This is a genomic window from Pseudomonas sp. BNK-15, from assembly GCF_047456105.1.
Lineage (GTDB): Bacteria > Pseudomonadota > Gammaproteobacteria > Pseudomonadales > Pseudomonadaceae > Aquipseudomonas > Aquipseudomonas putida_E.
In genome coordinates this window covers 3,471,297-3,494,686 of sequence record NZ_CP179898.1, presented here as the reverse complement: position 1 = coordinate 3,494,686, position 23,390 = coordinate 3,471,297, and the positions used below count along the sequence as shown (strand labels likewise).

23 protein-coding genes and 3 pseudogenes are annotated in these 23,390 nt (G+C 63.2%); 16 read left to right on the top strand and 10 right to left on the bottom strand.

What is annotated here, in order from left to right:
• Positions 1-45 precede the first annotated feature (45 nt).
• Positions 46-2,403 (top strand): response regulator, encoded by a 2,358-nt coding sequence (locus ACMGF5_RS16005; protein ID WP_196997686.1) that lies wholly within the window; start codon positions 46-48, stop codon positions 2,401-2,403.
• Here the strand turns inward: ACMGF5_RS16005 and ACMGF5_RS16000 are convergent.
• Positions 2,393-2,881 carry a glutathione peroxidase gene (locus ACMGF5_RS16000; RefSeq protein WP_012313394.1) on the bottom strand — a complete coding sequence of 163 codons (489 nt, stop codon included), beginning with the start codon at positions 2,879-2,881 and terminating at the stop codon, positions 2,393-2,395. The genes ACMGF5_RS16005 and ACMGF5_RS16000 overlap by 11 nt on opposite strands.
• Before the next feature lie 2 nt (positions 2,882-2,883).
• Positions 2,884-3,285: a peptide-methionine (R)-S-oxide reductase MsrB gene (gene msrB, locus ACMGF5_RS15995; RefSeq protein ID WP_046786590.1), complete on the bottom strand. Its 402-nt coding sequence runs from the start codon at positions 3,283-3,285 to the stop codon at positions 2,884-2,886.
• A gap of 168 nt (positions 3,286-3,453) precedes the next feature.
• Here msrB and ACMGF5_RS15990 point away from each other — a divergent pair, with 168 nt between their 5' ends.
• Together ACMGF5_RS15990 and htpX are read left to right on the top strand one after the other, a co-directional pair.
• Positions 3,454-4,665 (top strand): pyridoxal phosphate-dependent aminotransferase, encoded by a 1,212-nt coding sequence (locus ACMGF5_RS15990; RefSeq protein WP_060508805.1) that lies wholly within the window; start codon positions 3,454-3,456, stop codon positions 4,663-4,665.
• 289 nt (positions 4,666-4,954) lie between these two features.
• Positions 4,955-5,842 (top strand): protease HtpX, encoded by an 888-nt coding sequence (gene htpX, locus ACMGF5_RS15985; RefSeq protein ID WP_115275592.1) that lies wholly within the window; start codon positions 4,955-4,957, stop codon positions 5,840-5,842.
• Positions 5,843-5,986: 144 nt separating this feature from the next.
• Here htpX and ACMGF5_RS15980 read toward each other — a convergent pair whose 3' ends face one another.
• Positions 5,987-6,634, bottom strand: a complete 648-nt coding sequence (locus tag ACMGF5_RS15980) for a thiopurine S-methyltransferase (RefSeq protein WP_414156960.1) — start codon at positions 6,632-6,634, stop codon at positions 5,987-5,989.
• A gap of 101 nt (positions 6,635-6,735) precedes the next feature.
• Between ACMGF5_RS15980 and ACMGF5_RS15975 the strand changes: the two genes are divergently transcribed.
• Positions 6,736-7,503, top strand: coding sequence for a DODA-type extradiol aromatic ring-opening family dioxygenase (locus tag ACMGF5_RS15975; RefSeq protein ID WP_125924371.1), 768 nt, complete (start codon positions 6,736-6,738; stop codon positions 7,501-7,503).
• 112 nt (positions 7,504-7,615) lie between these two features.
• Here the strand turns inward: ACMGF5_RS15975 and ACMGF5_RS15970 are convergent.
• Positions 7,616-9,329, bottom strand: a pseudogene (locus ACMGF5_RS15970) (DEAD/DEAH box helicase).
• Between the two features lie 434 nt (positions 9,330-9,763).
• Entirely contained in the window at positions 9,764-10,519 is a 756-nt protein-coding gene (locus tag ACMGF5_RS15965) for a spermidine synthase (RefSeq protein ID WP_161872952.1), read from the bottom strand.
• Positions 10,520-10,637: 118 nt separating this feature from the next.
• Between ACMGF5_RS15965 and ACMGF5_RS15960 the strand changes: the two genes are divergently transcribed.
• Entirely contained in the window at positions 10,638-11,984 is a 1,347-nt protein-coding gene (locus tag ACMGF5_RS15960; protein ID WP_039603334.1) for a class II 3-deoxy-7-phosphoheptulonate synthase, read from the top strand.
• 69 nt (positions 11,985-12,053) lie between these two features.
• Here ACMGF5_RS15960 and ACMGF5_RS15955 read toward each other — a convergent pair whose 3' ends face one another.
• The gene (locus tag ACMGF5_RS15955; RefSeq protein WP_414156959.1) at positions 12,054-12,272 is read right to left on the bottom strand and encodes a DUF1127 domain-containing protein; all 219 of its coding nucleotides are present in this window, start codon (positions 12,270-12,272) and stop codon (positions 12,054-12,056) included.
• Positions 12,273-12,368: 96 nt separating this feature from the next.
• On the opposite strand from ACMGF5_RS15955, the gene ACMGF5_RS15950 reads away from it, so the two are divergent.
• Positions 12,369-13,220, top strand: coding sequence for a LysR substrate-binding domain-containing protein (locus tag ACMGF5_RS15950; RefSeq protein WP_012313384.1), 852 nt, complete (start codon positions 12,369-12,371; stop codon positions 13,218-13,220).
• Positions 13,221-13,238: 18 nt separating this feature from the next.
• On the opposite strand, the gene ACMGF5_RS15945 is transcribed toward ACMGF5_RS15950, so the two are convergent.
• Entirely contained in the window at positions 13,239-13,988 is a 750-nt protein-coding gene (locus ACMGF5_RS15945; RefSeq protein WP_237859646.1) for a sulfite exporter TauE/SafE family protein, read from the bottom strand.
• 113 nt (positions 13,989-14,101) lie between these two features.
• Between ACMGF5_RS15945 and ACMGF5_RS15940 the strand changes: the two genes are divergently transcribed.
• The 3 genes from ACMGF5_RS15940 (at position 14,102) to ACMGF5_RS15930 (ending at position 16,141) form a co-directional block, all read left to right on the top strand.
• Positions 14,102-15,058, top strand: coding sequence for a LysR family transcriptional regulator (locus ACMGF5_RS15940; protein WP_237859627.1), 957 nt, complete (start codon positions 14,102-14,104; stop codon positions 15,056-15,058).
• Between the two features lie 55 nt (positions 15,059-15,113).
• Positions 15,114-15,569: a MarR family winged helix-turn-helix transcriptional regulator gene (locus ACMGF5_RS15935; RefSeq protein WP_046786599.1), complete on the top strand. Its 456-nt coding sequence runs from the start codon at positions 15,114-15,116 to the stop codon at positions 15,567-15,569.
• Positions 15,570-15,712: 143 nt separating this feature from the next.
• The gene (locus tag ACMGF5_RS15930) at positions 15,713-16,141 is read left to right on the top strand and encodes an organic hydroperoxide resistance protein (RefSeq protein ID WP_039605055.1); all 429 of its coding nucleotides are present in this window, start codon (positions 15,713-15,715) and stop codon (positions 16,139-16,141) included.
• A gap of 58 nt (positions 16,142-16,199) precedes the next feature.
• Here the strand turns inward: ACMGF5_RS15930 and efp are convergent, their stop codons facing one another.
• Complete coding sequence (gene efp, locus ACMGF5_RS15925) at positions 16,200-16,769, bottom strand: elongation factor P (RefSeq protein WP_012271109.1); 570 nt, start codon at positions 16,767-16,769, stop codon at positions 16,200-16,202.
• 48 nt (positions 16,770-16,817) lie between these two features.
• Positions 16,818-17,951, bottom strand: coding sequence for an elongation factor P maturation arginine rhamnosyltransferase EarP (earP, locus tag ACMGF5_RS15920; RefSeq protein WP_414156958.1), 1,134 nt, complete (start codon positions 17,949-17,951; stop codon positions 16,818-16,820).
• A gap of 130 nt (positions 17,952-18,081) precedes the next feature.
• On the opposite strand from earP, the gene ACMGF5_RS15915 reads away from it, so the two are divergent.
• The 4 genes and pseudogenes from ACMGF5_RS15915 to ACMGF5_RS15900 form a co-directional block, all read left to right on the top strand.
• On the top strand, positions 18,082-18,474 hold the full coding sequence (locus ACMGF5_RS15915) for a hypothetical protein (protein WP_414156957.1): 393 nt from the start codon (positions 18,082-18,084) through the stop codon (positions 18,472-18,474).
• Between the two features lie 2 nt (positions 18,475-18,476).
• Entirely contained in the window at positions 18,477-18,947 is a 471-nt protein-coding gene (locus ACMGF5_RS15910) for a GreA/GreB family elongation factor (RefSeq protein WP_115275583.1), read from the top strand.
• 99 nt (positions 18,948-19,046) lie between these two features.
• Positions 19,047-19,226, top strand: a pseudogene (locus tag ACMGF5_RS15905) (GreA/GreB family elongation factor); the annotation flags it as partial.
• A gap of 99 nt (positions 19,227-19,325) precedes the next feature.
• A pseudogene (locus tag ACMGF5_RS15900) lies at positions 19,326-19,505 on the top strand (GreA/GreB family elongation factor); the annotation flags it as partial.
• 329 nt (positions 19,506-19,834) lie between these two features.
• Here the strand turns inward: ACMGF5_RS15900 and ACMGF5_RS15895 are convergent.
• Positions 19,835-20,770 (bottom strand): LysR family transcriptional regulator, encoded by a 936-nt coding sequence (locus tag ACMGF5_RS15895; protein WP_414156956.1) that lies wholly within the window; start codon positions 20,768-20,770, stop codon positions 19,835-19,837.
• Positions 20,771-20,887: 117 nt separating this feature from the next.
• Here ACMGF5_RS15895 and ACMGF5_RS15890 point away from each other — a divergent pair, with 117 nt between their 5' ends.
• The 3 genes from ACMGF5_RS15890 to ACMGF5_RS15880 all read left to right on the top strand — a co-directional run bounded on the left by ACMGF5_RS15890 (position 20,888) and on the right by ACMGF5_RS15880 (position 23,387).
• Positions 20,888-21,637 (top strand): 3-oxoacyl-ACP reductase family protein, encoded by a 750-nt coding sequence (locus tag ACMGF5_RS15890; protein ID WP_119688492.1) that lies wholly within the window; start codon positions 20,888-20,890, stop codon positions 21,635-21,637.
• Between the two features lie 80 nt (positions 21,638-21,717).
• On the top strand, positions 21,718-22,911 hold the full coding sequence (locus tag ACMGF5_RS15885) for an MFS transporter (RefSeq protein ID WP_046786605.1): 1,194 nt from the start codon (positions 21,718-21,720) through the stop codon (positions 22,909-22,911).
• Positions 22,912-23,006: 95 nt separating this feature from the next.
• Positions 23,007-23,387 carry a hypothetical protein gene (locus ACMGF5_RS15880; RefSeq protein WP_046786606.1) on the top strand — a complete coding sequence of 127 codons (381 nt, stop codon included), beginning with the start codon at positions 23,007-23,009 and terminating at the stop codon, positions 23,385-23,387.
• Positions 23,388-23,390 lie beyond the last annotated feature (3 nt).

Genomic DNA, 23,390 nt, shown 5'->3' with positions numbered 1-23,390 from the left:
AGCTGAATGTGCGACAGGCCCACCAGCAGCCGTGGCTGATCGGCTATGCTTGCGCAGCGCAAGGGACGTGAAACCGGCTCGGGGCTCATGGATATCAAGTTCACCAATCGCCTGTCATACAAGCAAGCCCGGTTGACAGTCCTGGTCGGCTTCATCCTGGGAACATTGCTCAGTCTCATCCAGATCGGCATCGATTATGCCAGCGAAGACGCATCCATCAACCGTGAAGTGCAAGCATTGCTGCAAATCAGCCACAACCCGGCCTCGCGCATCGCCTATAACATCGACTCGGAACTGGCCCTGGAACTGACCCGGGGCCTGCTGCAGTCACCGGCCGTGTTCCGCGCGCGCTTGATCGACAACAACGAAACCGTACTGGCCGATGTCGAACGCGTCCGGCTGCAGGACAGCTACCGGCCGTTGAGCGATTTTCTGTTCGGCGAACAGCGCCAGTTCCAGGAGCGCCTGTTCCTTACCCATATGCCCGAAGAGTACCTCGGCACGCTGTACCTGGACGTCGACACCTTCGCCTTCGGCAGCCGCTTCCTGGACCGCGCCGGGGTCACGCTGCTCAACGGCTTTGCCCGCAGCCTGGTGCTCACCGGCATCCTCCTGGCACTGTTCTACATGATGCTGACCAAACCCTTGGTGAAAGTGATCGGCGCACTCAGCGGCCGCGACCCCCGCCACCCCGGGCAAACCCGCCTTGATTGCCCTCCCGGCCACGAACTCGATGAAATCGGCGTGCTGGTAAAGGTCGCCAACCAGCAACTGGTCAGCATGGCTACAGAAATCCAGCAACGGCGCACCGCCGAAAACCGCCTGACGCAGTACCTCAACGAGCTGGAAGACATCGTTTCGGCCCGCACCGAAGAGCTCAAGGCCAGCAACAGCCGCCTCAGCCAGTCCAACCAGGAGCTGGAGCAAGCCCGTCAGCGCGCCCTGGACATGGCCCAGGCCCGAGCGGCGTTCCTGGCCAACATGAGCCATGAAATTCGCACCCCGCTCAACGGCATGCTCGGCATGATCGCCCTGGCCCTGGACAGCCCGCTGGAGAGTGAGCAGCGCCAGCAGCTGTCGATTGCCCACGACTCGGGCAAGGTGCTGGTGGAACTGCTCAACGATATTCTCGACCTGTCCAAGTTCGATGCCGGGCAGCTTGAACTCGAACGCATCCCCTTCGACCTGGGCGCGATGGTGGAGGACACCGCCAACCTGTTATCGCAGAACGCCGCGCAAAGCGTCGAGCTGACTTGCCTGATCGCCAGTGACTTCCCAAGTTCGGTACTGGGCGACCCGACCCGGGTACGCCAGGTAGTGAGCAATTTGCTGTCCAATGCCCTCAAGTTCACCCGGTTCGGCCGCGTCGACGTGTGCCTGACCACCATCGTCGGCGGCGTGCGCCTGGCAGTGCGCGACACCGGAATCGGCATTGCCGAAGATGCACAGGCACGCATCTTCCAGCCGTTCACACAGGCCGGCGCCGGCATTACCCGCCAATACGGCGGCACGGGCCTGGGCCTGGCACTGACCCGCAACCTGTGCAAAGCCATGCAGGGCCACCTGCACATCCGCTCCGAACCAGGTTTGGGCAGCTGCTTCAGCGCCGAATTACCGCTGACCACCCACACCGAGGCCATTGCACCTGCGCCCCTGGAGGGCCGCGTGGTGGCGCTGAGCAACGCCGCCAGCGGCCTTGGCGAACTGCTGCAGGACGTGCTGCCGCGCTGGGGCCTGAGCTACTCAAGGCATGACAGTGCCCAGGCACTGGCGGGCGGTACCATCGACCTGTTGATCACCGACGACCTGGACCACTTGTTCCAGCTGCGCCCTGCGCTGACAGCACCGATCCTGCTGGTGACGGCCTACGGCAATTTCCTGTCGCCAGAACAGGCAGCGCAACTGGCCCCGTTGCATCAGCTGGCCCGCCCATTGGCACGCAATGCCTTGTATCAGACACTGCGCCGCACCCTGCAGGGCCATGCACCCGAACACCCGCTGGCCATCCCCGCACTCACCGCCACCGACGGCCGGGCGCGCATTCTGCTGGTGGAGGACAACCCGGTGAACCAACTGGTGGCCAAGGGCATGCTGGCCAAGCTCGGCTGCCTGGTGCAAGTGGCCACCCAGGGCGTCGAGGCGCTGGAATGGCTCGAGCAGGAAGACTTCGACCTGGTGTTGATGGACTGCAACATGCCGGTGATGGACGGCTATGAGGCCAGCCGACGCATCCGCCAGAGTGGCCGCTGGCCTGAGCTGCCGATCGTCGCCCTGACCGCCAACGCCATGCCCGAGGAGCGCGAACGCTGCCGGGCGGCGGGCATGAACGACTACCTGGCCAAGCCATTCCGGCGTGAAGAGCTACTGGCGCTGATCGACCACTGGGTGCCCCTTAGCGGCTGAGCAGGCGCTCGATATCGGCCTCGAGTGCCTGCGGCTTGGTGGTTGGCGCATAACGCGTGACCTTGCCGCTGGCCGGGTCGAGCAGAAACTTGGTGAAGTTCCACTTGATCTTCTGCGACCCGAGCAGGCCTGGCGCACGCTGCTTGAGCTCGACGAACAGCGGGTGGGCCCCCGGGCCGTTGACCTCGACCTTGCGAAACAGCGGGAAACTCACGCCGAAATTACGCTCGCAGAACTGCGCGATCTCCCGCGCCTCCCCCGGCTCCTGCTTGCCGAACTGGTTGCAGGGGAAACCCAGCACCACCAGGCCACGCTCGCGGTAAAGTTGCCACAGGTGCTCCAGCCCCTTGTACTGCGGGGTGAACCCGCACTGGCTGGCGGTATTGACCACCAGCAGCGCCTTGCCCGCAAAGTCGCCCAGCACCTTGCGCTCACCGGCCAAGGTCACGCAGGGGATGTCCAGCATCGATTCAGCCATGGTCAGGCTCCGTCACGCGGTTTGAAGTCCAGGCACACCGAGTTGATGCAGTAACGCAGGCCGGTCGGTGGCGGGCCGTCAGGGAACACATGGCCAAGGTGGGCGTCACATTGCGCGCAGGTCACCTCGGTGCGGATCATGCCGTGGGAGGTGTCGCGCGTCTCGATCATCGCGCTGTCTTCGATCGGCGCGTAAAAACTCGGCCAGCCACAGCCAGAGTCGAATTTCGTGTTCGAATCGAACAGCGGCAGGTCGCAGCAGATGCAATGGTAGGTACCCGCACGCTTTTCGCTGTTGTACTTGCCGGTAAACGGCCGCTCGGTACCTTTGAGACGGCACACCTGATACTGCTCCGGGTCGAGCATCGCACGCCATTGTTCAAGGGTTTTGTCGATCTTTTGCATGTAGGGACCTCGGCAGGCTGAATTTCACCTCGCGCCGTCTTTTCCGTAGCGCGGGTGGCACGTATATTAGTTGGCTTCGTGTGCAAGGCCTCAAGTCTGGCACCCGCGCCCCGCCCTTTCAAACCTTTCGACGGCGGCGCACCGCGTATTCTCAATCGGGATCACATCATGCAGTTCAGCAAATCGAACAAGCTCGCCAATGTCTGCTACGACATTCGCGGCCCGGTGCTCAAGCACGCCAAACGCCTGGAAGAGGAAGGCCACCGCATCCTCAAGCTGAACATCGGCAACCCGGCGCCGTTTGGCTTCGAAGCGCCGGACGAAATCCTCCAGGATGTGATCCGCAACCTGCCCACCGCCCAGGGCTACAGTGACTCCAAAGGCCTGTTCAGCGCGCGCAAGGCGGTGATGCAGTACTGCCAGCAGAAGGAAATCGAGGGTGTCACCATCGAGGACATCTACCTGGGCAATGGTGTTTCCGAGCTGATCGTCATGTCGATGCAGGCACTGCTCAACAACGGCGACGAAGTGCTGATCCCGGCCCCCGACTACCCGCTGTGGACCGCCGCGGTGAGCCTGGCAGGCGGCAAGCCGGTGCATTACCTGTGCGACGAGCAGGCCGACTGGTTCCCTGACCTTGAAGACATCAAGGCCAAGATCACCCCGAACACCAAGGCCCTGGTCATCATCAACCCGAACAACCCGACCGGCGCCGTCTACTCCAAAGCGTTGCTGCTGGGCATGCTGGAGCTGGCACGCCAGCACAACCTGGTGGTGTTCTCCGACGAGATCTACGACAAGATCCTCTATGACGAGGCCGTGCACATCAGCACCGCGTCGCTGGCCCCGGACCTGCTGTGCCTGACCTTCAACGGCCTGTCCAAGTCGTACCGGGTAGCGGGCTTCCGCTCCGGCTGGCTGATCATCTCCGGGCCCAAGCACCACGCCCAGAGCTACATCGAAGGCATCGACATGCTGGCCAACATGCGCCTGTGCGCCAACGTGCCGGCCCAGCACGCCATCCAGACTGCGCTGGGCGGCTATCAGAGCATCAATGACCTGGTGCTGCCGCCGGGCCGGCTGCTGGAGCAGCGCAACCGCACCTATGAGCTGCTCAATGACATCCCAGGGGTGAGCTGCGTCAAGCCGATGGGTGCGCTGTATGCCTTCCCGCGGATCGACCCTAAAGTCTGCCCGATCCTCAACGACGAGAAGTTCGCGCTGGACCTGCTGCTGTCGGAAAAACTGCTGATCGTCCAGGGCACGGCGTTCAACTGGCCGTGGCCGGACCACTTCCGCGTGGTGACCTTGCCGCGGGTGGATGACCTGGAAGCGGCGATTGGCCGGATTGGCAACTTCCTGCGCACGTATTCGCAGTAAGTACCGGCCTCATCGCCGGCAAGCCGGCTCCCACAAAAACAGCACAGGTCCTCAGAACTGTGGTGTACCTGTGGGGGGCTTGCCGGCGATTGGGCTGCAAAGCAGCCCCCTACAACCCCACATAACCTTTCTTACATCCTGCAACGCTCTAGCTCACAGCCCCCGCCAGATCCTCTGCCATACTCCGCCGTACACAGTTTGAAATAGTCCCCCGATTGAATCAGCGCGTCCGGCCCCTTATATACCCCGCATACGCAACACACTCATCCGTCAGGAGAACGTAACAACCATGATGCGCATTCTGTTGTTTGTAGCCACCAACCTTGCGGTGGTGCTGGTTGCAAGCATTACCCTGAGCCTGTTCGGCTTCGACGGGTTCATGGCCGCCAACGGGGTTGACCTCAACCTCAGCAGCCTGCTGGTCTTCTGCGCCGTGTTCGGCTTCGCCGGCTCCCTCGTTTCGCTGTTCATCTCCAAGTGGATGGCGAAGATGAGCACCGGCACCCAGATCATCTCCCAGCCGCGTACCCGCCACGAGCAGTGGCTGCTGCAGACGGTCGAAGAGCTGTCCCGCGAAGCCGGCATCAAGATGCCCGAAGTGGGTATCTTCCCGGCCTACGAGGCCAACGCCTTCGCCACCGGCTGGAACCGCAACGACGCATTGGTAGCCGTGTCCCAGGGCCTGCTGGAGCGCTTCTCGCCTGATGAAGTGCGCGCCGTGCTGGCCCACGAGATCGGCCACGTGGCCAACGGTGACATGGTCACCCTGGCGCTGGTGCAGGGCGTGGTGAACACCTTCGTGATGTTCTTCGCCCGCATCATCGGCAACTTCGTCGACAAGGTGATCTTCAAGAACGAAGAAGGCCAGGGTATTGCCTACTACGTGGCGACCATCGTCGCCGAGCTGGTCCTGGGCATCCTCGCCAGCATGATCGTCATGTGGTTCTCGCGCCGCCGCGAATACCGCGCCGACGAAGCCGGTGCGCAACTGGCCGGCACCGCCGCGATGATCGGCGCCCTGCAGCGCCTGCGCGTCGAGCAAGGCCTGCCGGTGCACATGCCCGACACCATGAAGGCCTTCGGCATCAATGGCGGCCTCAAGCACGGCCTGGCCGGCCTGCTGATGAGCCACCCGCCGCTGGAAGAGCGCATCGAGGCGCTGCGCCGCCGCGGCTGATTGCTCAGGCAACAACAAAGGGCGACTTCGGTCGCCCTTTCTCATGCAGCCGGCCCGCACATGTAAGCCACAAATCCTCAGAACTGCGGGGGTATCTGTGGGAGCCGGCTTGCCGGCGATAGGGCCGGCACAGGCAAACCCAAATCAGAACCGTACGCGATACACCCGCTCCACCAGGCGCTTGACCCCCGCCTGCAAGAACTTAGGGCTTTCCCCTATCACGTCTTGCGCCTCCACCTCCTCCACCTGCCACCCGGCAAACCCACGCCGCACTTCCTCGTCGGCGACCGAAAACGGCGGCCCCTCCAACAGTTTCTGCTCGTAGTCCAAAGTCACCAGAAGCCCACTACCCCCAGGCAGCATTCGCGAAAGCAAGCCCATGTAACGCTCACGCATTGCCGGCGGCAGGGCAATCAGGGCAGCCCGGTCATACAGCCCCATGCAATCGGCCACATCCTCGGCGCGCAAGGCGAAGAAATCGCCACACCACAGCTCCACCTCACCACTGCACCAGACCTCGAACGCCCCCTGTTGCCGGACCTGCGCCTGCAGCCCCTGCTCCTGGAAAAAGTCCTCCACCGCCCGGCGCGACAGTTCGATACCCCGCACGCGATAGCCCTGCCCCGCCAGCCAGGCCAGGTCCAGGCTCTTGCCACACAGCGGCACCAGCACCCGGCTACCGGCAGCCAGGCCGAGCCCCGGCCAATAGCGTTGCAGATAGGGGTTGGCTTGAGCCTGGTGAAAACCGATCTGGTTATCGGCCCACTTTCGGTGCCAGAACGCCGGCTCCATAGTTCCTCCTGGTTTTTAGATCGGTTGCGCAAAAATCTTATATTGGATATCGATCGGTGACTGATCGAAGATGACTGCATCTTACCCCTCAGGACCCTACCATGCTGCCCAGCCTGTTCATTTCCCACGGCTCCCCCATGCTCGCCCTGCAGCCCGGCGCCAGCGGGCCGGCGCTGGCCCGGCTGGCCAATGCCCTGCCACGCCCGAAGGCGGTCGTGGTGGTTTCGGCGCACTGGGAAAGCCAAGAGCTGCTGGTTACCGGCAACCCGCACCCAGAAACCTGGCATGACTTCTACGGCTTTCCTGCAGCGCTGTATGCCGTCCAATACCCTGCGCCTGGCCATGCGCAACTGGCCGCGAACGTCAGCGAGCGGCTGAACGCCGCCGGCCTGCCGGCTCGCCTGGATGCCCAGCGGCCATTCGACCATGGGGCCTGGGTGCCGATGTCGTTGATGTATCCCGACGCAAACATTGCGCTGATTCAGGTGTCGCTACCGAGCCACATGGGGCCGGCGCTGCAAATCAAGGTCGGCCAGGCATTGGCCGGGCTGCGCAGCGAGGGTGTGTTGCTGGTGGGGTCCGGGAGCATCACCCATAACCTGGGCGAGCTGGACTGGCATGCCGGGCCGGACGTGATCGCGCCTTGGGCACTGGCGTTTCGTGACTGGGTGGTGGAGAAGCTGAGCGAGGACGACCAGGCCGCGCTGCTGGACTTCAAGCAACAAGCGCCGTTTGCGCTGCATAACCATCCCAGTGATGAGCATTTCTTGCCGTTGTTCTTTGCCCTTGGGGCCGGAGGCAGATTTGGCATCGTGCACCAAGGGTTTACCCTGGGGGCGCTGGGTATGGACATCTATCGCTTCGACTGAAGAATCGCCCGTAGGAGCGGCCTTGCGTCGCGAAGGGCTGCATGGCAGCCCCAAAAACTGCAGGCAAAAAAAATCCCCGACCTAAGCCGGGGATTTTTTCATTACACCAGGATCAATCTTCGCGGTAGCGACGCAGCTTCAGCTGCTTGCCAGCCACGCGGGTGTCCTTGAGCTTGGTCAGCAGGCGCTCGAGGCCGTCTTCCGGCAGCTCGACCAGGCTGAAGCTGTCACGCACCTGGATGCGACCGATCGCATCACGGGCCAGGCCACCTTCGTTGAGGATCGCACCCAGCAGGTTCTTGGCGGCGATACCATCACGGGCACCCAGCGCGGTACGGCAACGCACGCGGCCTTCGGCCAGCGGCAGTGGCGCACGACGCTCGCGCTCACCACGGTCGCTACGCTCGGCACGGTCACCACGCTCCGGGCGCTCACCGCGCGGTGCGAAGCTTGGTACCAGCGGCTGCTCGCGCTCTACCGCTGCCAGGTCCAGCGCCTGGCCATTGGTGGCCTTGCGCAGCAGTGCTGCAGACAGGGCACGCGGGCTGCAACCCAGGGCGTCGGTCAGGCGGTCGAACAGTTCACCGTGGGTGGCTTCTGCTTCGGCCACCAGCGGCGCCAGGCTCGAGGTCAGCTTCTTGATGCGCGCATCCAGCACGGCCTGAGCGTTCGGCAGGCGCGCTTCGGCAACCTTCTGCCCGGTAACGCGCTCGATGACCTGCAGCATGCGGCGCTCACGCGGGGTGACCAGCAGCAGTGCACGGCCTTCGCGACCGGCACGGCCGGTACGGCCGATACGGTGCACGTAGGACTCCGGGTCGTACGGCATGTCCACGTTGAACACGTGGGTGATGCGCGGTACGTCCAGACCACGGGCAGCGACGTCAGTGGCGACGACGATGTCCAGGCGGCCATCCTTGAGCGAGTCGATGACGCGCTCACGCTGGTTCTGGGCGATGTCGCCGTTCAGCGCAGCAGCCTTATAGCCTTTGGCTTCCAGCGCGGCGGCCAGGTCCAGGGTGGCTTGCTTGGTACGCACGAAGGCGATCAGCGCGTCGAACTCTTCCACTTCCAGCAAACGCAGAACAGCCGGGATCTTCTGGTCGGCGTGCACCATCAGGTGAGCCTGGTCGATCGCGGTGACGGTCTGGGTCTTGCTCTGGATCTTGACGTGCTTGGGCTCACGCAGGTGACGTTCGGCGATCGAGCGGATCGACGACGGCAGGGTAGCGGAGAACAGTACGGTCTGACGGCTGGCCGGAATGGCATCGAAGATCACTTCGAGGTCATCCATGAAGCCCAGCTTGAGCATTTCGTCGGCTTCGTCCAGCACCAGGTACTGCACGGTGGACAGGACTTTCTCGTCGCGACGCAGGTGGTCGCACAGACGGCCCGGGGTGGCCACGACGATTTGCGCGCCGTTGCGAATGGCACGCAGCTGTGGGCCCATCGGGGCACCACCGTATACAGCCACCACGTTAACGCCCGGCATCTGCTTGGCGTAGGTTTCGAAAGCGGTGGCTACTTGCAGCGCCAACTCACGGGTTGGCGCCAGGATCAGGGCTTGCGGTTCGCGCTTGCTCACGTCGATCTTGTTGAGGATCGGCAGGGCGAAGGCAGCGGTCTTGCCGGTGCCAGTCTGCGCCTGGCCGATCATGTCGTGACCGGCGAGGATGATCGGGATCGATTGATGCTGAATAGCCGAAGGCTCTTCGTAGCCGGTGGCCAGAACAGCAGCAACGATATTCGGATTAAGATCGAGAGCGGCGAATCCGCCGGTTTCCTGGGTCATGGGTCTGCCTCTATGTGCATCCGCAAAGACCCATGCTCCAAAGCTGCACATGCCTTGAAAGACCAAATGGTCACCCAGGCAGCTCTGGCGGCGGGGATTTGCGAAAACGATTGAAAAAGAAAAACTTGGGAAGGTCCGCCTAGCGGACGTGCAGCCGAAGCTGGACTCGGAGGATTTGCACCACCTGATTTTGAGGCCCGCTAAAAGACCGGCGCGTACTATACCCGAATTAATAGCGGGAAGTGTGGAAAATTTTCACGGGCCTGGGGCCAGTACGAGGCCATCAATGGCCGATAGCTGAAACGATTATCTCTCAAAGCCTGGCACGGCCCCGGTAGGAGCGGCCTTGTGTCGCGAAAGGGCCGCAAAGCGGACCCGGCAATGTATGCGGCGACGCTAAAATCCCGAGGGCGCTTCGCACCCTTTCGCGACACAAGGCCGCTCCTACCGGGGGCCCGCGCCAGGCCTTCACGTTGCGGGGCGGATTTCCTTGATCAACCCCTCCAGGCTGTACCCCAGCTGTGGCGCCAAGGCTTCAGCCCTGCCCTTGAGCCCACCCAGGTCCAGCGTTTGCTCCAGGTCCGCCGGCACCAGCAGGATCACATTGCCCTCCTTCACCGGCAGCTCCCAGTAATGCCGGTGGTACAACCCGCGCAACAGCGCCGCGCCCAGCGGCCTGCCGTCATCACCGGCCCACTGGTTGATCACCAGCCAGCCACCGGGGTTGAGCTGCTTCTGGCAATTTTCCAGAAAGGTCCAGGCCAGATGCCCGACACCCGGGCCGTGGTCGGTATACAGGTCGACGAACAACAGGTCGGTTTTCTCCGCCGTGGGCAGCAGCTCAAGGGCATCGCCAACCCGCACATACAGGCGCGGGTCGTCGTCCAGGCCCAGGTACTCCATGGCCAGGCGCGGTACATCCGGGCGCAGCTCGATGGCCTCGATGTCTTCCAGCGGCAGGAACTTCATGCAGGCCTGGGTCAGGGTGCCGGCGCCCAAGCCAAGAAACAGTGCGCTTTCAGGCTGTTCGTGGCACAGCGCACCGACCAGCATGGCGCGGGTATAGTCGTACTCCAGCCAGCTGGGGTCGGCCGTGAACACGCAGCTTTGCTCGATGGCATCGCCAAATTCGAGGAAGCGGTAATCATCCACTTCATACACGCTGATGACCCCAAAGGCATCCTCGACCCGAGCCAACAGCCGTTCTTCCCGCTCCGTCGCCATGAACCTGCCACCCGCCCGCGCAAAAACGCGCATTGTCCGCCAACGTCCCCGATGCAACAAGCTCAGCGCCAACTGTTACCATGGCAGACAGCCTATAACCGACAAGACCGAGCCTGTGATGAACCAACCGTGGAGCCCTGACAGCTGGCGTGCCCTGCCGATCCAGCAGCAACCGACCTACCCCGATGCCGCGCATCTGCTCAAGGTCGAGCAGACCTTGGCCAGCTACCCGCCGCTGGTGTTCGCCGGGGAAGCGCGCGAGCTGCGCCGGCAGTTCGCCGAGGTCACCGAAGGCCGCGCCTTCCTGCTGCAGGGCGGCGACTGCGCCGAAAGCTTCGCCGAGTTCTCGGCGGCGAAGATCCGCGACACCTTCAAGGTGTTGCTGCAGATGGCCATCGTCATGACCTTCGCCGCCGGCTGCCCGGTGGTCAAGGTCGGGCGCATGGCCGGCCAGTTCGCCAAGCCACGCTCATCGGGTGACGAAACCATCGGCAACGTCACGTTGCCGGCCTACCGCGGCGACATCGTCAACGGTATCGGCTTCGACGAAAAAAGCCGCGTACCGGACCCGGACCGCCTGCTGCAGGCCTACCACCAGGCCACCGCCAGCCTCAACCTGCTGCGCGCCTTCGCCCAGGGCGGTTTCGCCGACCTGCACCAGGTGCACAAGTGGAACCTGGACTTCATCGCCAATTCGGCGCTGGCCGACAAATACCACCAGTTGGCCAACCGCATCGACGAGACCCTGGCCTTCATGCGCGCCTGCGGCCTGGACAGCGCCCCGCAATTGCGCGAAACCAGCTTTTTCACCGCCCACGAGGCACTGCTGCTGAACTACGAAGAAGCCTTCGTGCGCCAGGACAGCCTGACCGGCGACTACTACGACTGCTCGGCACACATGCTGTGGATCGGCGACCGCACCCGCCAGCTCGATGGCGCACATGTGGAGTTCCTGCGCGGGGTGCACAACCCGATCGGGGTCAAGGTCGGCCCGAGCATGAACCCTGAAGAGCTGATCCGCCTGATCGATACGCTCAACCCGGCCAACGACCCCGGGCGCCTCAACCTCATCGTGCGCATGGGCGCCGGCAAGGTCGGTGAGCACCTGCCAGGGCTGATCCGCACCGTCGAGCGCGAGGGGCGCAAGGTGCTGTGGAGCTCGGACCCGATGCACGGCAATACCATCAAGGCCAGCAGCGGCTACAAGACCCGTGACTTCGCGCAGATTCTCGATGAGGTGAAGCAGTTCTTCCAGGTGCACCAGGCCGAAGGCAGCCATGCGGGCGGCATTCACATCGAGATGACCGGGCAGAACGTTACCGAGTGCATCGGTGGCGCACGGCCGATCACCGAAGATGGGCTGTCGGATCGCTACCATACTCACTGCGACCCACGCATGAACGCCGACCAGTCGCTGGAGCTGGCGTTTTTGATTGCCGAAACGCTCAAGCAGGTGCGGCGTTGAGGTAACTGCCTGCCGCAGCCCTTCAGCGTTCTCAAGACCGAGCGCCGCCTGCGCGGCGCATCGTGCCCCTCACTTACGCAGCGGATCATCCCAGAATGGCCGCTCTGCCTCCTGCTGGATATCTGCCCGGCTCAACCCCAGATCCTGCAACGTCGCATCGCTGAGACTGGCCAGCTCCCGACGCTGGCGATACAGCTCCAACCAGCGAGCCGGGCGCTGCACGGCAGCATGCCACAGGTGGTTGAGAGAAAAGGCAGAGTGCTGAATGCTGCTGACATGACCTTTCATCGTGAAGCCCTCCGTGTTGATGGCTTCAGTCTCGCCCCGGGCTTAAGATCAATCCAACGAATGTTTCTTATGCCATGCATCTAGGAGATTGATGCAATGTCCCACTATCAAAGCCTCGATGCCGACGTGCTGCGCACCTTTGTCGCCATTGCCGAGCAAGGTGGGTTCACCCGCGCCGGCGAAGTGGTCAACCGCACCCAGTCGGCCGTCAGCATGCAGATGAAACGCCTAGAGGAAGACGTCCTGCAGCGCCAACTGTTCGAGCGCGACGGCCGCCAGGTGCGCCTGACCGCCGAGGGCCAAGTACTGCTGGGCTACGCACGGCGCATCCTCAAGCTGCATGGCGAAGTGTTCAACACCTTGCGCATGCCGCACATGGTCGGGCTGGTGCGCATCGGCACACCGGACGACTACGCCATGCGGTTCTTGCCGACCATCCTGTCAAGCTTCGCCCAGGCCTACCCGCTGGTGCAGGTGGAAGTGCATTGTGATTCGTCTAAACACCTGATGCTGCGCCAGGACCTGGACCTGACCATCGTCACCCGTGAGCCCGGAAACGAGGTTGGCCAGTTGCTACGCCAGGAACGCCTGGTGTGGGCCGCCGCCGAAAGCTTCTGCCCACAGGAGCAACGGCCGATGCCGCTGGCACTGTTCAATACCGACTGCTTCTGCCGCGCCTGGACCTGCAATGCCCTGGAGGCCCAAGGCATCGACTACCGCATCGCCTACACCAGCCCGAGCCTGGCGGCGATCTTTGCCATCGTCACGGCAGGGCTGGCAGTGACGGCGCAGTTGCAGAGCCTGATTGGCGGCAATATCCGTATCCTGGGCGAACAGGACGGCTTGCCTGAGCTGCCGGTGGCCAATGTGATGCTGCTGCGCAATGCACAAAGCCAGTCACCGATCACCGACTGCATGGCCGACTACATCATCGAAGGTTTCCAGTAATGGGTGCGCCAGACCACTCTAAAGCTCAAAGCCAAGCATCACGGCGCACACCACCAAAAATACACAGAACATCGCCCGCAGCACCTTCTCTGGCAGCGCATGGGCCAGCCGCACTCCCCAGCTGATACTCAGCAGGCCGCCTACCGCCAACGGTATCCCCACCCCCCAGTCGACACTGTGGTGCACGCCATAGGTCAACAAAGTCACCATGGTGCTCGGCGCAGCCAGCGCCAGCGACAGCCCTTGCGCCACCACCTGCGTGGCGCCGAACACGCTGGTCAGGATCGGCGTAGCCACCACCGCGCCGCCCACCCCGAACAAGCCGCCCATGGTTCCACTGAAGCAACCCAGCACCCCCAGCCAGGGCCAGTGATGGCGCAGCTCCGGGCTTGCCGGGGCGGATTTGATAAACAAACGCGCCACGTTCCACAGGGCCAGCGCCACCAGAAAGCCGACAAAGCCCAGGCGCATGGCCTGCGCATCGATACCCACTGCCCAGATCGAGCCCAACCAGGCGAACACCAAGCTGCACACCGACAACGGCAAGGCATGGCGCAACTCGATGCGGTTGCGCTGGTGATAACGCCACAGGGCCAGCAACACGTTCGGCACCACCATCACCAAGGCCGTGCCTTGGGCCAACTGCTGATCAAGCCCGAACAGCACACCAAGTGCCGGAATGGCGATCAGGCCGCCGCCAATGCCGAACAACCCACCCATGGTGCCCAAGGCTGCGCCCAGCACGATATACAACAACCACTCGATCATCAGTGCCTCATCCGCCTGTATCAACAATGCGAGCATGCTAACGATTACGCTCTGGCGGGGAAACGCACAGCAACGCACAATGGCTGTGCGTTTAATGCAAAAGCAAGGCAGCCATGAGCCCTGACACCCTTACCGACCAACTGAGCCTGTTCCTCGATGTGCTGGAGACTGGCAGTTTTTCCGCTGCCGCCCGGCGCCATCCACTCACCCCCTCCGCCGTCGCCCGGCGCATCGACAGCCTCGAGAGCGCCGTGGGCAGCCGCCTGTTCACCCGCAGCACCCATGCGGTGCGTGCCACGCCTGCAGGCAACGCCTTCGCCGAGCGCGCCCGGCGCATCATCGAGGAACTGCGCCTGGCCCGCGCCGAGGCCGTATCACTGAGCAGTGCTCCGGAGGGCTTGATCCGTATCGACGCCCCTGCCGCCTTCGGCCGCCGCCACCTGGCCCCGGCCATTGCCGACTTCCTGGTGGCCTACCCAGGCCTTGATGTGCACCTGCGGCTGATCGACAGCTTCGTCGACCTGCACGGCAGCCACCTGGGCGAGGTCGACCTGGTGCTGCGTGCAGGCCCTCTGGCCGATACCCGCCTGGTCGCCACACCGCTGGCCTACATGGTCCGCGTCGCCTGCGCCAGCCCCGCCTACCTGGCCAGCCGCGGCATACCCGCCTGCCCCAGCGAATTGCCCGACCACGACGGGCTGGACTGGGACGGCCTGGCACCGCCGTTCGCCTGGCGCTTCAACGTCGATGGGCAATCACGGCTGTATCGGCCCTCGCGGATGCGCATGGCCGCCAACAATGCTGAAACGCTGCTGTTCGGCGCGCTTGCCGGCCTGGGCATTGCCCACCTACCGACCTGGCTGGTCAGCGAGTACCTGCTGCGTGGCGAACTGGTGCCGCTTTTTTGCGACAACGGCCTGCCCGCAGCAGAGACCAGCGGTATTTATGCGCTGCGCCTGGCACATGAAACGAACTCTCGCAGCCGCTTGCTGCTCGAATTCCTCAAGAGCCGCTTCAGCCCGATCCCCCCGTGGGACCTGGCACTGCGAAGTGAGCTGCGATGGCAATGAGCGCGCAAACCTTCAGCGTGCTAGATTTCTCCATTGATCACATTCAAGGACCTGCATGAACGCCGACACCCAAGCTTCTTGCGACGAGCTGCTGCTGGACAACCAGGTCTGCTTTGCCCTGCACTCCACCTCGTTGCTGATGACCAAGGTCTACAAGCCCCTGCTTCAGGCATTGGGCCTTACCTACCCGCAGTACCTGGCCATGCTCGTACTGTGGGAACAGGACGGCCTGACCGTGGGCGAGATCAGCCAGCACCTGCTCACCGACCCAGGCTCCCTCACTCCCTTGCTCAAGCGGCTGGAAAGCGAAGGCCTGCTCAAGCGAACCCGTAGCCGCGAGGATGAACGGGTGGTGCTGGTGCAACTGACCGACAAGGGGCGCGCCCTTCAGCAGCAGGCCAAAGAGGTGCCGCCGTGCATTCTCAAGGCCAGCGGCCGCAGCCTGGAGCGCCTGCAACAACTACAGGCAGACCTGCTGGAGTTGCGCGACAGCCTGCAAAAGAACCTCTGACGGCTATGCTGTGCAATGCCCGTTCGGACGAGCGGTGAAGATTTATCTTGCGCACTAACTAATTGCGCGCTAATTTAAATCCCGTACCCACCCGATGCACCCGGCATACACACGGGGCGCACAGCACACTAGCGAGGCTCAATATGCACAAGGTCACTCCGCTGTACATCGCAGAAGCCACCTCCACTGGCGGCCGCGACGGTAAATCCCGCTCCAGCGACGGCAAGCTGGAAGTCAAGCTGAGCACCCCCAAGGAACTGGGCGGCGCGGGCGGTGACGGCACCAACCCTGAGCAGATGTTCGCGGCTGGCTATTCGGCCTGCTTCATCGGCGCACTGAAATTCGTCGCCGGCCAGGAGAAAAAGCAACTGCCTGGCGACGCTTCGATCACCGCCAAGGTGGGCATTGGCCAGATCCCCGGTGGCTTCGGCCTGGATATCGACCTGCACATCAACCTGCCGGGCCTTGCCCAGGCCGAAGCCGAAGGGCTGGTGGAGAAGGCGCACCAGGTGTGCCCTTATTCCAACGCTACCCGCGGCAATGTGGATGTAAGGCTGCATGTAACGGTCTGAACACAGGCACAAAAAAACCCGGCCGAGGCCGGGTTTTTTGTGCACATCACAAGAAGAATTACTTCTTGGAACGGCCCTTGAAGCTGTTGTCGCGAGTGTCGATGTCGATCCACTCGTCGATCTGGATGAAGTCGGCAACCTGGATCTCGGTACCGTTCTTCAGCTTGGCAGGCTTCATGACCTTGCCCGAGGTGTCGCCACGCGCAGCGTTCTCGGTGTAGACAACCTGACGGCTGATGGTGGTCGGCAGCTCGACCGATACCAGACGGCCTTCGAAGAAGACGGCTTCGCAGATGTCTTCCATGCCTTCTTCGATGTACGGCAGAACGGCGTCGATGTCTTCGGCGTTCAGTTCATACATGGTGTAGTCGGTGGTGTCCATGAAGGTGTACGAGTCACCGCTGATGAACGACAGGGTCGCTTCTTTGCGATCCAGGATCACGTCGTCCAGCTTGTCGTCCGCACCGTAAACGGTTTCGGTCTTGTAGCCGGTCAGCAGGTTTTTCAGCTTGGTCTTCATGATCGCGCTGTTGCGACCCGATTTGGTGAACTCGGCTTTCTGAACCAGCCACGGGTCGTTGTCGATCCGCAGTACGGTACCGGGTTTCAGTTCTTTACCAGTTTTCATTACGAAGTATCCGAATCTGGATGGATTTATAAAAATCGAGGCCGCATATCATAGCCAATTTCGGTAAAACTGTACCAGCGCCTTGGCGAGGTCCGGCCGAGCGGCTTGGCGCGCCGCCCACTCACGGGCATGCTGCTGCAGTTCCGGCCAGTATTTACGGGCCCCTCGCCAGGCCTGGTGCATATCGTGGTTCATGTTCCAGGCGCGCCACAATGCCACCATTGCCTCGCCGGCAGCGTCCGACAGGCCCTGTCGATAAAGGTGCAGGAACGCGTCGAGCTTTTCCCAGTGGGCGTTTTCCTCTTGCACGTAGATGTGCCAGAGCATCGGCCGGCCGGCCCACTGCGCACGCACGAACGAGTCTTCGCCGCGCACGGCATTGAAATCGCAGCTCCACAGCAGGCGGTCATAGTCGTCCTGGCTGACGAACGGCAAGATCTGCACCCTCAGCGCCCCCCGCTGGAACACGTCGCCGACCTTGAGCCCCGGCTCGCCCAGCCAATTGGCCAGGTCCGGGAGAATACGGCCTTGCGGCACCAGCAGACGGGTGGCGCAGGTGTCGGTGGCCAATGCATCGAGCCAGCTGCCCAGTTGCGGGTTTTCATAGGCGAACAGCGAGACCAGTTGCGCCTCGGCCTGCACGTCTACACCCAGCCCTTGCAGGAAGGCGGCTCGCGCCTGTGCAGATTGCTCGAAAGCCTGCCGCTGCGCCAGCAACGAAGCCTCGCGCAGCAACCCGCCAGTCTTCTCGGTAAAGCCCGGGAAGAAAAACACCTTGCGCAGGCCATTGGGCTGCGGCGACGGCAAGCCGTGGCAGCCCTCCACCCAGTCTTCGGCACTGAGGTAGTCGAGGTTGAGCCAAAGGATCGGCGTGGAACGGGCACGCATCGCTTCGACGTACTGTGCGGGCAACTGGCAGGCAAAGGCACCAATCACCACATCGGCGGGCTCGACCGGCTGCCACTGGCCAGGCCAGGCGCGCACTTCGACGCCCTGCTGCCATTGCCGCGAGGCGCCGGCGTCGGCGCCTGGGCACAGGGGCACGAAAGCCTCCAGGTCGTCCACCCACAGGCGCACCGCCAGCCCGTGCTCGGCCACCAGCTGCCGGGCCAGGCGCCAGGTCACGCCGATATCACCGTAGTTGTCGACGACACTGCAGAAAATGTCCCAGGTGACGTTCATGTGCCCTGCCCTCGCCCTGCGCAAAATCACGAATTCTGCGGTTAAATTGTCGCCGACAAAAGCACCAACGCTGAAAAACCGCCCGATGCCGTGCGACAATGGCCCACATAACGCCTGCCAGGAGGCCGCCATGCCCCGCCACCGTGAACTGCAAATAACCCTCAAGCCTGTGCAACTGACCCTGTGTGTGGCGTTGGGCCTGTGGCTCGGTGCCGTGGCCATCGCGCTGAGCCTGTGGCTGGCCATCCACCTGTGGCCCGAGCAAGTGCAGCCAGTGGCCCAGGCAGTCGCCCCCGCCCTTGCCCGGCCCGCGGCCCCGCCAGCGCAACCGGCGGATGCGCAAAGCGAGATGTTCGAGCGTTACAAGGCCATCCTGCACAAGCAGGAGCTGCAGCAGGCGGCCGAGGCCGCGCAAGGCAACCCGGGCAACCTCAACAGCCCCAAGTGCCAGTTCTGGCTGTCGCAAAACCGCACTGCGCCGACCGACAAGAGCCAGGCCAACGTGCTGGAGTTCTGTTACTGATCATGAACAAGGCCGCCCTGCTCACGCGTATCGTTGAAGCCCTGGAAACCGACATGGAAGTATTGCGCCGCGCCGCGCAAACCGCCTACGAAACCGCCACCGCCGAAGAAAACATCGCCGAAAACAAGTACGACACCCTTGGCCTGGAGGCCTCGTACCTGGCCACCGGCCAGGCGCGGCGCACGGCCGAGATTCGCCAGGCACTGCTGATCTACCAGCAACTGGTGCTGCGCGACTACGACCCGGCGCGGGGGATACAGATCGGCAGCCTGGTGATTCTGGAAGATGAAGCGGGGGCTCAGCGGCAGGTGTTCCTGGGGCCGGAAGCGGCCGGGTTGAAGATTGGCGAGGCAGACGCACTGGTGACGGTCATTACCCCGCGCTCACCGCTAGGCCAGCAACTGATCGGTAAAAAAGTCGATGACGAGGTTAGCCTTGGGGCCCAGCTGTTCTTCATTATCGAGGTTGCCTGAACCGGCCCCATCGCCGGCAAGCCGGCTCCCACTGGTTTTGCGCTGAGCTTGAGAGCAGCGGGGTACCTGTGGGAGCCTGGTGATTCTGGAAGATGAAGCGGGGCTCAGCGGCAGGTGTTCCTGGGGCCGGAAGCGGCCGGGCTGAAGATTGGCGAGGCAGACGCACTGGTGACGGTCATTACCCCGCGCTCACCGCTAGGCCAGCAACTGATCGGTAAAAAAGTCGATGACGAGGTTAGCCTTGGGGCCCAGCTGTTCTTCATTATCGAGGTTGCCTGAACCGGCCCCATCGCCGGCAAGCCGGCTCCCACTGGTTTTGCGCTGAGCTTGAGAGCAGCGGGGTACCTGTGGGAGCCTGGTGATTCTGGAAGATGAAGCGGGGCTCAGCGGCAGGTGTTCCTGGGGCCGGAAGCGGCCGGGCTGAAGATTGGCGAGGCAGACGCACTGGTGACGGTCATTACCCCGCGCTCACCGCTAGGCCAGCAACTGATCGGTAAAAAAGTCGATGACGAGGTTAGCCTTGGGGCCCAGCTGTTCTTCATTATCGAGGTTGCCTGAACCGGCCCCATCGCCGGCAAGCCGGCTCACAAGTACAGTGCAGGCCTCAAGAACTGCGCGTTCCCTGTGGGAGCCGGCTTGCCGGCGATAGGGCCGGTAAATCCGATGCAAGACTCAAAGGAAAGCCCCGCAAAGGTAATCCTGGCTAGAAAGTTCGCACGAGCGGCATTCGCCCTGATGAAAAATCAGGACGAATAGGTCACCAAAGGCGCGAAAATGGCTTGCTGATAACCATAGAATCTCCCACAGGTACCCCGCTGCTCTCAAGCTCAGCGCAAACCAGTGGGAGCCGGCTTGCCGGCGATGAGGCCGGCCCTGCCAGCCTCCGACTAACCGGCAAGCGCATCGAATTTGCGCGCCAACCCGCCATGAGCGAACTGCTCCTGCACGAACTCGATGAACGCCCGGGTCTTGCCCGGCAGAAGCTTGTGCTCGGCGTAATACAAGCTGATATGCCCATCATCCACATACCAGTCCGGCAACACCCTTAGCAGTTGGCCCGCCTGCAGGTAAGGCACGGCAAACGGCAGGCTGACCAATGCAATGCCCAACCCCTGCTGGGCTACGGCGCACGCTGCATCAGAGTCGCTCATGGTCATTGCCTGGCGCAATAGCAGTGGCTGCTGCGCCTGCCAACGGCTGGTCAACGGCCACGACCGCACACGGCCGGTCTGCGGTGAGCGAATCAAGATGCCGGCATGGTGGCCCAGCACCTTCGGGTCTTCAATGACCGGGTGCTGGCTCAAGTACCCAGGGGCTGCCACCAACACCCGATGCGCAGGGGTCAGCCGGCGCGCCACCACCCCCAGCGGTAGCTCGAACCCGCCGCCAATCGCCGCATCGAAACCTTGGCCGATCAGGTCTACCTGACGGTTGTCGAAATGCCAGTCCGGGGTGATCGCCGGGTAGCGCCGCAAGAATTCACCCAGCAGCGGCAATACGTATAGCCTGCCGAATACCGTCCCCATGCTCACCCGCAACAGCCCGGCCGGCTGGCCTTCGGCGCTGGCCAGGTTGGCCACGGCGTACTGGATGGTACGAAAGCTGTCACTGACTTCGCCTAAAAAACGCTGCCCGGCTTCGGTCAAGGTCAGCTTGCGGGTACTACGCTGGAACAGCCGCACGCCCAGGCGCGCTTCAAGCTGGGCGACATGCTTGCCCACCGCCGCAGGGGTAATGCTCAAACGGCGGGCCGCTTCGGCGAAGCTGCCCACTTCGGCGCTGCGGATAAAACATTCAAGGGCGTTGAACGACTCCATGGCCATGATTACCAACCAAAGGTTTACTCTGCCAATAGTGATTGCCATCTTATCAGCAGGTAATCATCGGTCGATACTACGCCCATCCAAGGCATTCGGCCTTGCTTGCAGCAGGAGATCAGCATGTCCCAGCAACTTACCCTCGAAGGCAAAGTGGCCCTGGTCCAGGGCGGTTCACGCGGCATCGGTGCCGCCATCGTCCGCCGCCTGGCCCGTGATGGCGCCCAGGTTGCTTTCACCTACGCAAACTCCGAAGGCCCGGCCAACGACCTGGTGGCACAGGTCATAGCCGCCGGCGGCCAGGCATTGGCCCTGCGCGCAGACAGTGCCGACGCCGCCGCGGTGCAACTGGCAGTGGACGACACCGTAAAAGCCTTCGGCCGCCTCGATATCCTGGTCAACAATGCAGGCGTACTGGCGGTAGCGCCGCTGACCGAATTCGACCTGGCAGACTTCGACCGCACCTTGGCCATCAACGTGCGCAGCGTGTTCGTCGCCAGCCAGGCCGCCGCCCGCTACATGGGCCAGGGCGGGCGCATCATCAACATCGGCAGCACCAATGCCGAGCGCATGCCGTTTGCTGGCGGCGCACCGTATGCCATGAGCAAGTCGGCATTGGTCGGCCTTACCAAAGGCATGGCACGCGACTTGGGGCCACAGGGCATCACCGTGAACAACGTGCAGCCAGGGCCGGTGGATACCGACATGAACCCGGCCAGCGGCGAGTTTGCCGAAAGCCTGATCCCCTTGATGGCAATCGGGCGCTATGGGCAGGTAGATGAAATTGCCAGCTTCGTGGCGTACCTGGCGGGGCCGGAGGCGGGTTACATCACCGGAGCGAGCCTTACCGCCGACGGCGGCTTTGCAGCCTGATCGAAATGTTTGCACGCTGGCGTCCAGCCTGAGCCGCCCAGATACTGAACGCCACTGACCTTGCCCGCACCGAGATATTGATGAACACCCCAACCTTGAGCCGCGCCCTGATCCTGCTGATGGCCACCGCCACCGGCCTGGCCGTGGCCAGCAACTACTACGCGCAGCCACTGCTGCACAGCATCGCCGAACAGTTCGGCCTGAGCACCGCCAGCGCCGGCAGCATCGTCATCGCCGCGCAGCTCAGCTATGGCGCGGGCCTTCTGCTGCTGGCGCCTTTGGGCGACCTGTTCGAGCAGCGCCGCCTGATCGTGATCATGTCGGTCATTTCCACCTTGGGCCTGGTGATCAGCGCCTGCGCCCCCAGCTTGCCTTGGCTGATCCTGGGGACCGCGCTCACCGGGCTGTTCTCGGTGGTGGCGCAGATCCTCGTGCCCATGGCCGCCACCCTGAGCGAGCCGCATCAGCGCGGGCGCGCGGTGGGTACGCTGATGAGCGGCTTGCTGCTGGGCATACTGCTGGCGCGCACCGCTGCCGGCTTCATGGCCGAGCTGGGTGGCTGGCGCAGCATCTATGTGCTGGCTGCGGTGCTGATGGCTGTCACCGCCTTTGCCCTGTACCGCAGCCTGCCACAGCACCACAGCCATGCCGGGCTGAAATACCCCGCACTGATCGGCTCTGTATTCCGCCTGTTCATCGAGGAGCCAGTGCTGCGCCTGCGCTCGCTGCTGGGGTTGCTGGCGTTCAGCCTGTTCGGGCTGTTCTGGACACCGCTGGCGTTTCTGCTGGCGCGTGAGCCCTACCACTATTCCGACGCGGTTATCGGCCTGTTCGGCCTTGCCGGCGCGGCAGGTGCACTTTCGGCCAACTGGGCCGGCCGCCTGGCTGACCGCGGCAGAGGCTCGCTGGGCACCACAGTGGGCCTTGTTGCGCTGTTGCTGTCGTGGGTACCGCTAGGTTTCGCCGAAAGCTCCCTGCCGGCCTTGCTGCTCGGGGTGCTGGTGCTGGACCTGGCCGTGCAACTGGTGCACGTGAGCAACCAGAATGCGGTCATCGCCTTGCGGCCCGAAGCCCGTACCCGCCTCAATGCCGGTTACATCACCTGTTATTTCATCGGAGGGGCACTAGGCTCCTTGCTGGGCACACAGTTGTTCCAGTACCAGGGATGGATGGGCATCGTGACGGCCGGCCTGTTGATCGGGGCGCTGGCGCTGCTGGTGTGGGGTTGGGCCGAGCACAAGCGCAAGCGCGCCGTGAAGGCCTGTGCGGCATGACACCGCAACCCTCCGTCGCCTGCTCGTTGACTTGCCCGTCGCGCCAGCGCTTCAGTAGGGATTGATCAAAGCCCCTTTACTGACAGGACGACTCAATGACAAGGCTCACGGTGCAATCCGGCGATTTCTTGCAAGGTGAAGGCGAGTATCGCAATGGATCGCTCACACTCAAGACCCCGCGCAGCCCCTCGCCTGGCGAGCGGATTTCCCTTGCCCGCATCAGCGACCTGCGCCTGGCCAGCCTGGAATCCAATCGCAGCCTGGGTACCGCGCTGGGCTGGGGCATGGCCGGCGCCCTGGTGGCCGGCCCGGTTGGCCTGCTGGCCGGGCTATGGCTGGGCGGCAAGGAGGAAGAAGCCACCTTCCTTGCGACGTTCAAGGACGGCCGCAAGCTGATGGCCAGTACCGATGGCAAGACCTGGTCCAAGATCGACGACAGCTGGCGCCAGCATCGGCACCCGCCTGCAGGGGATTGAACA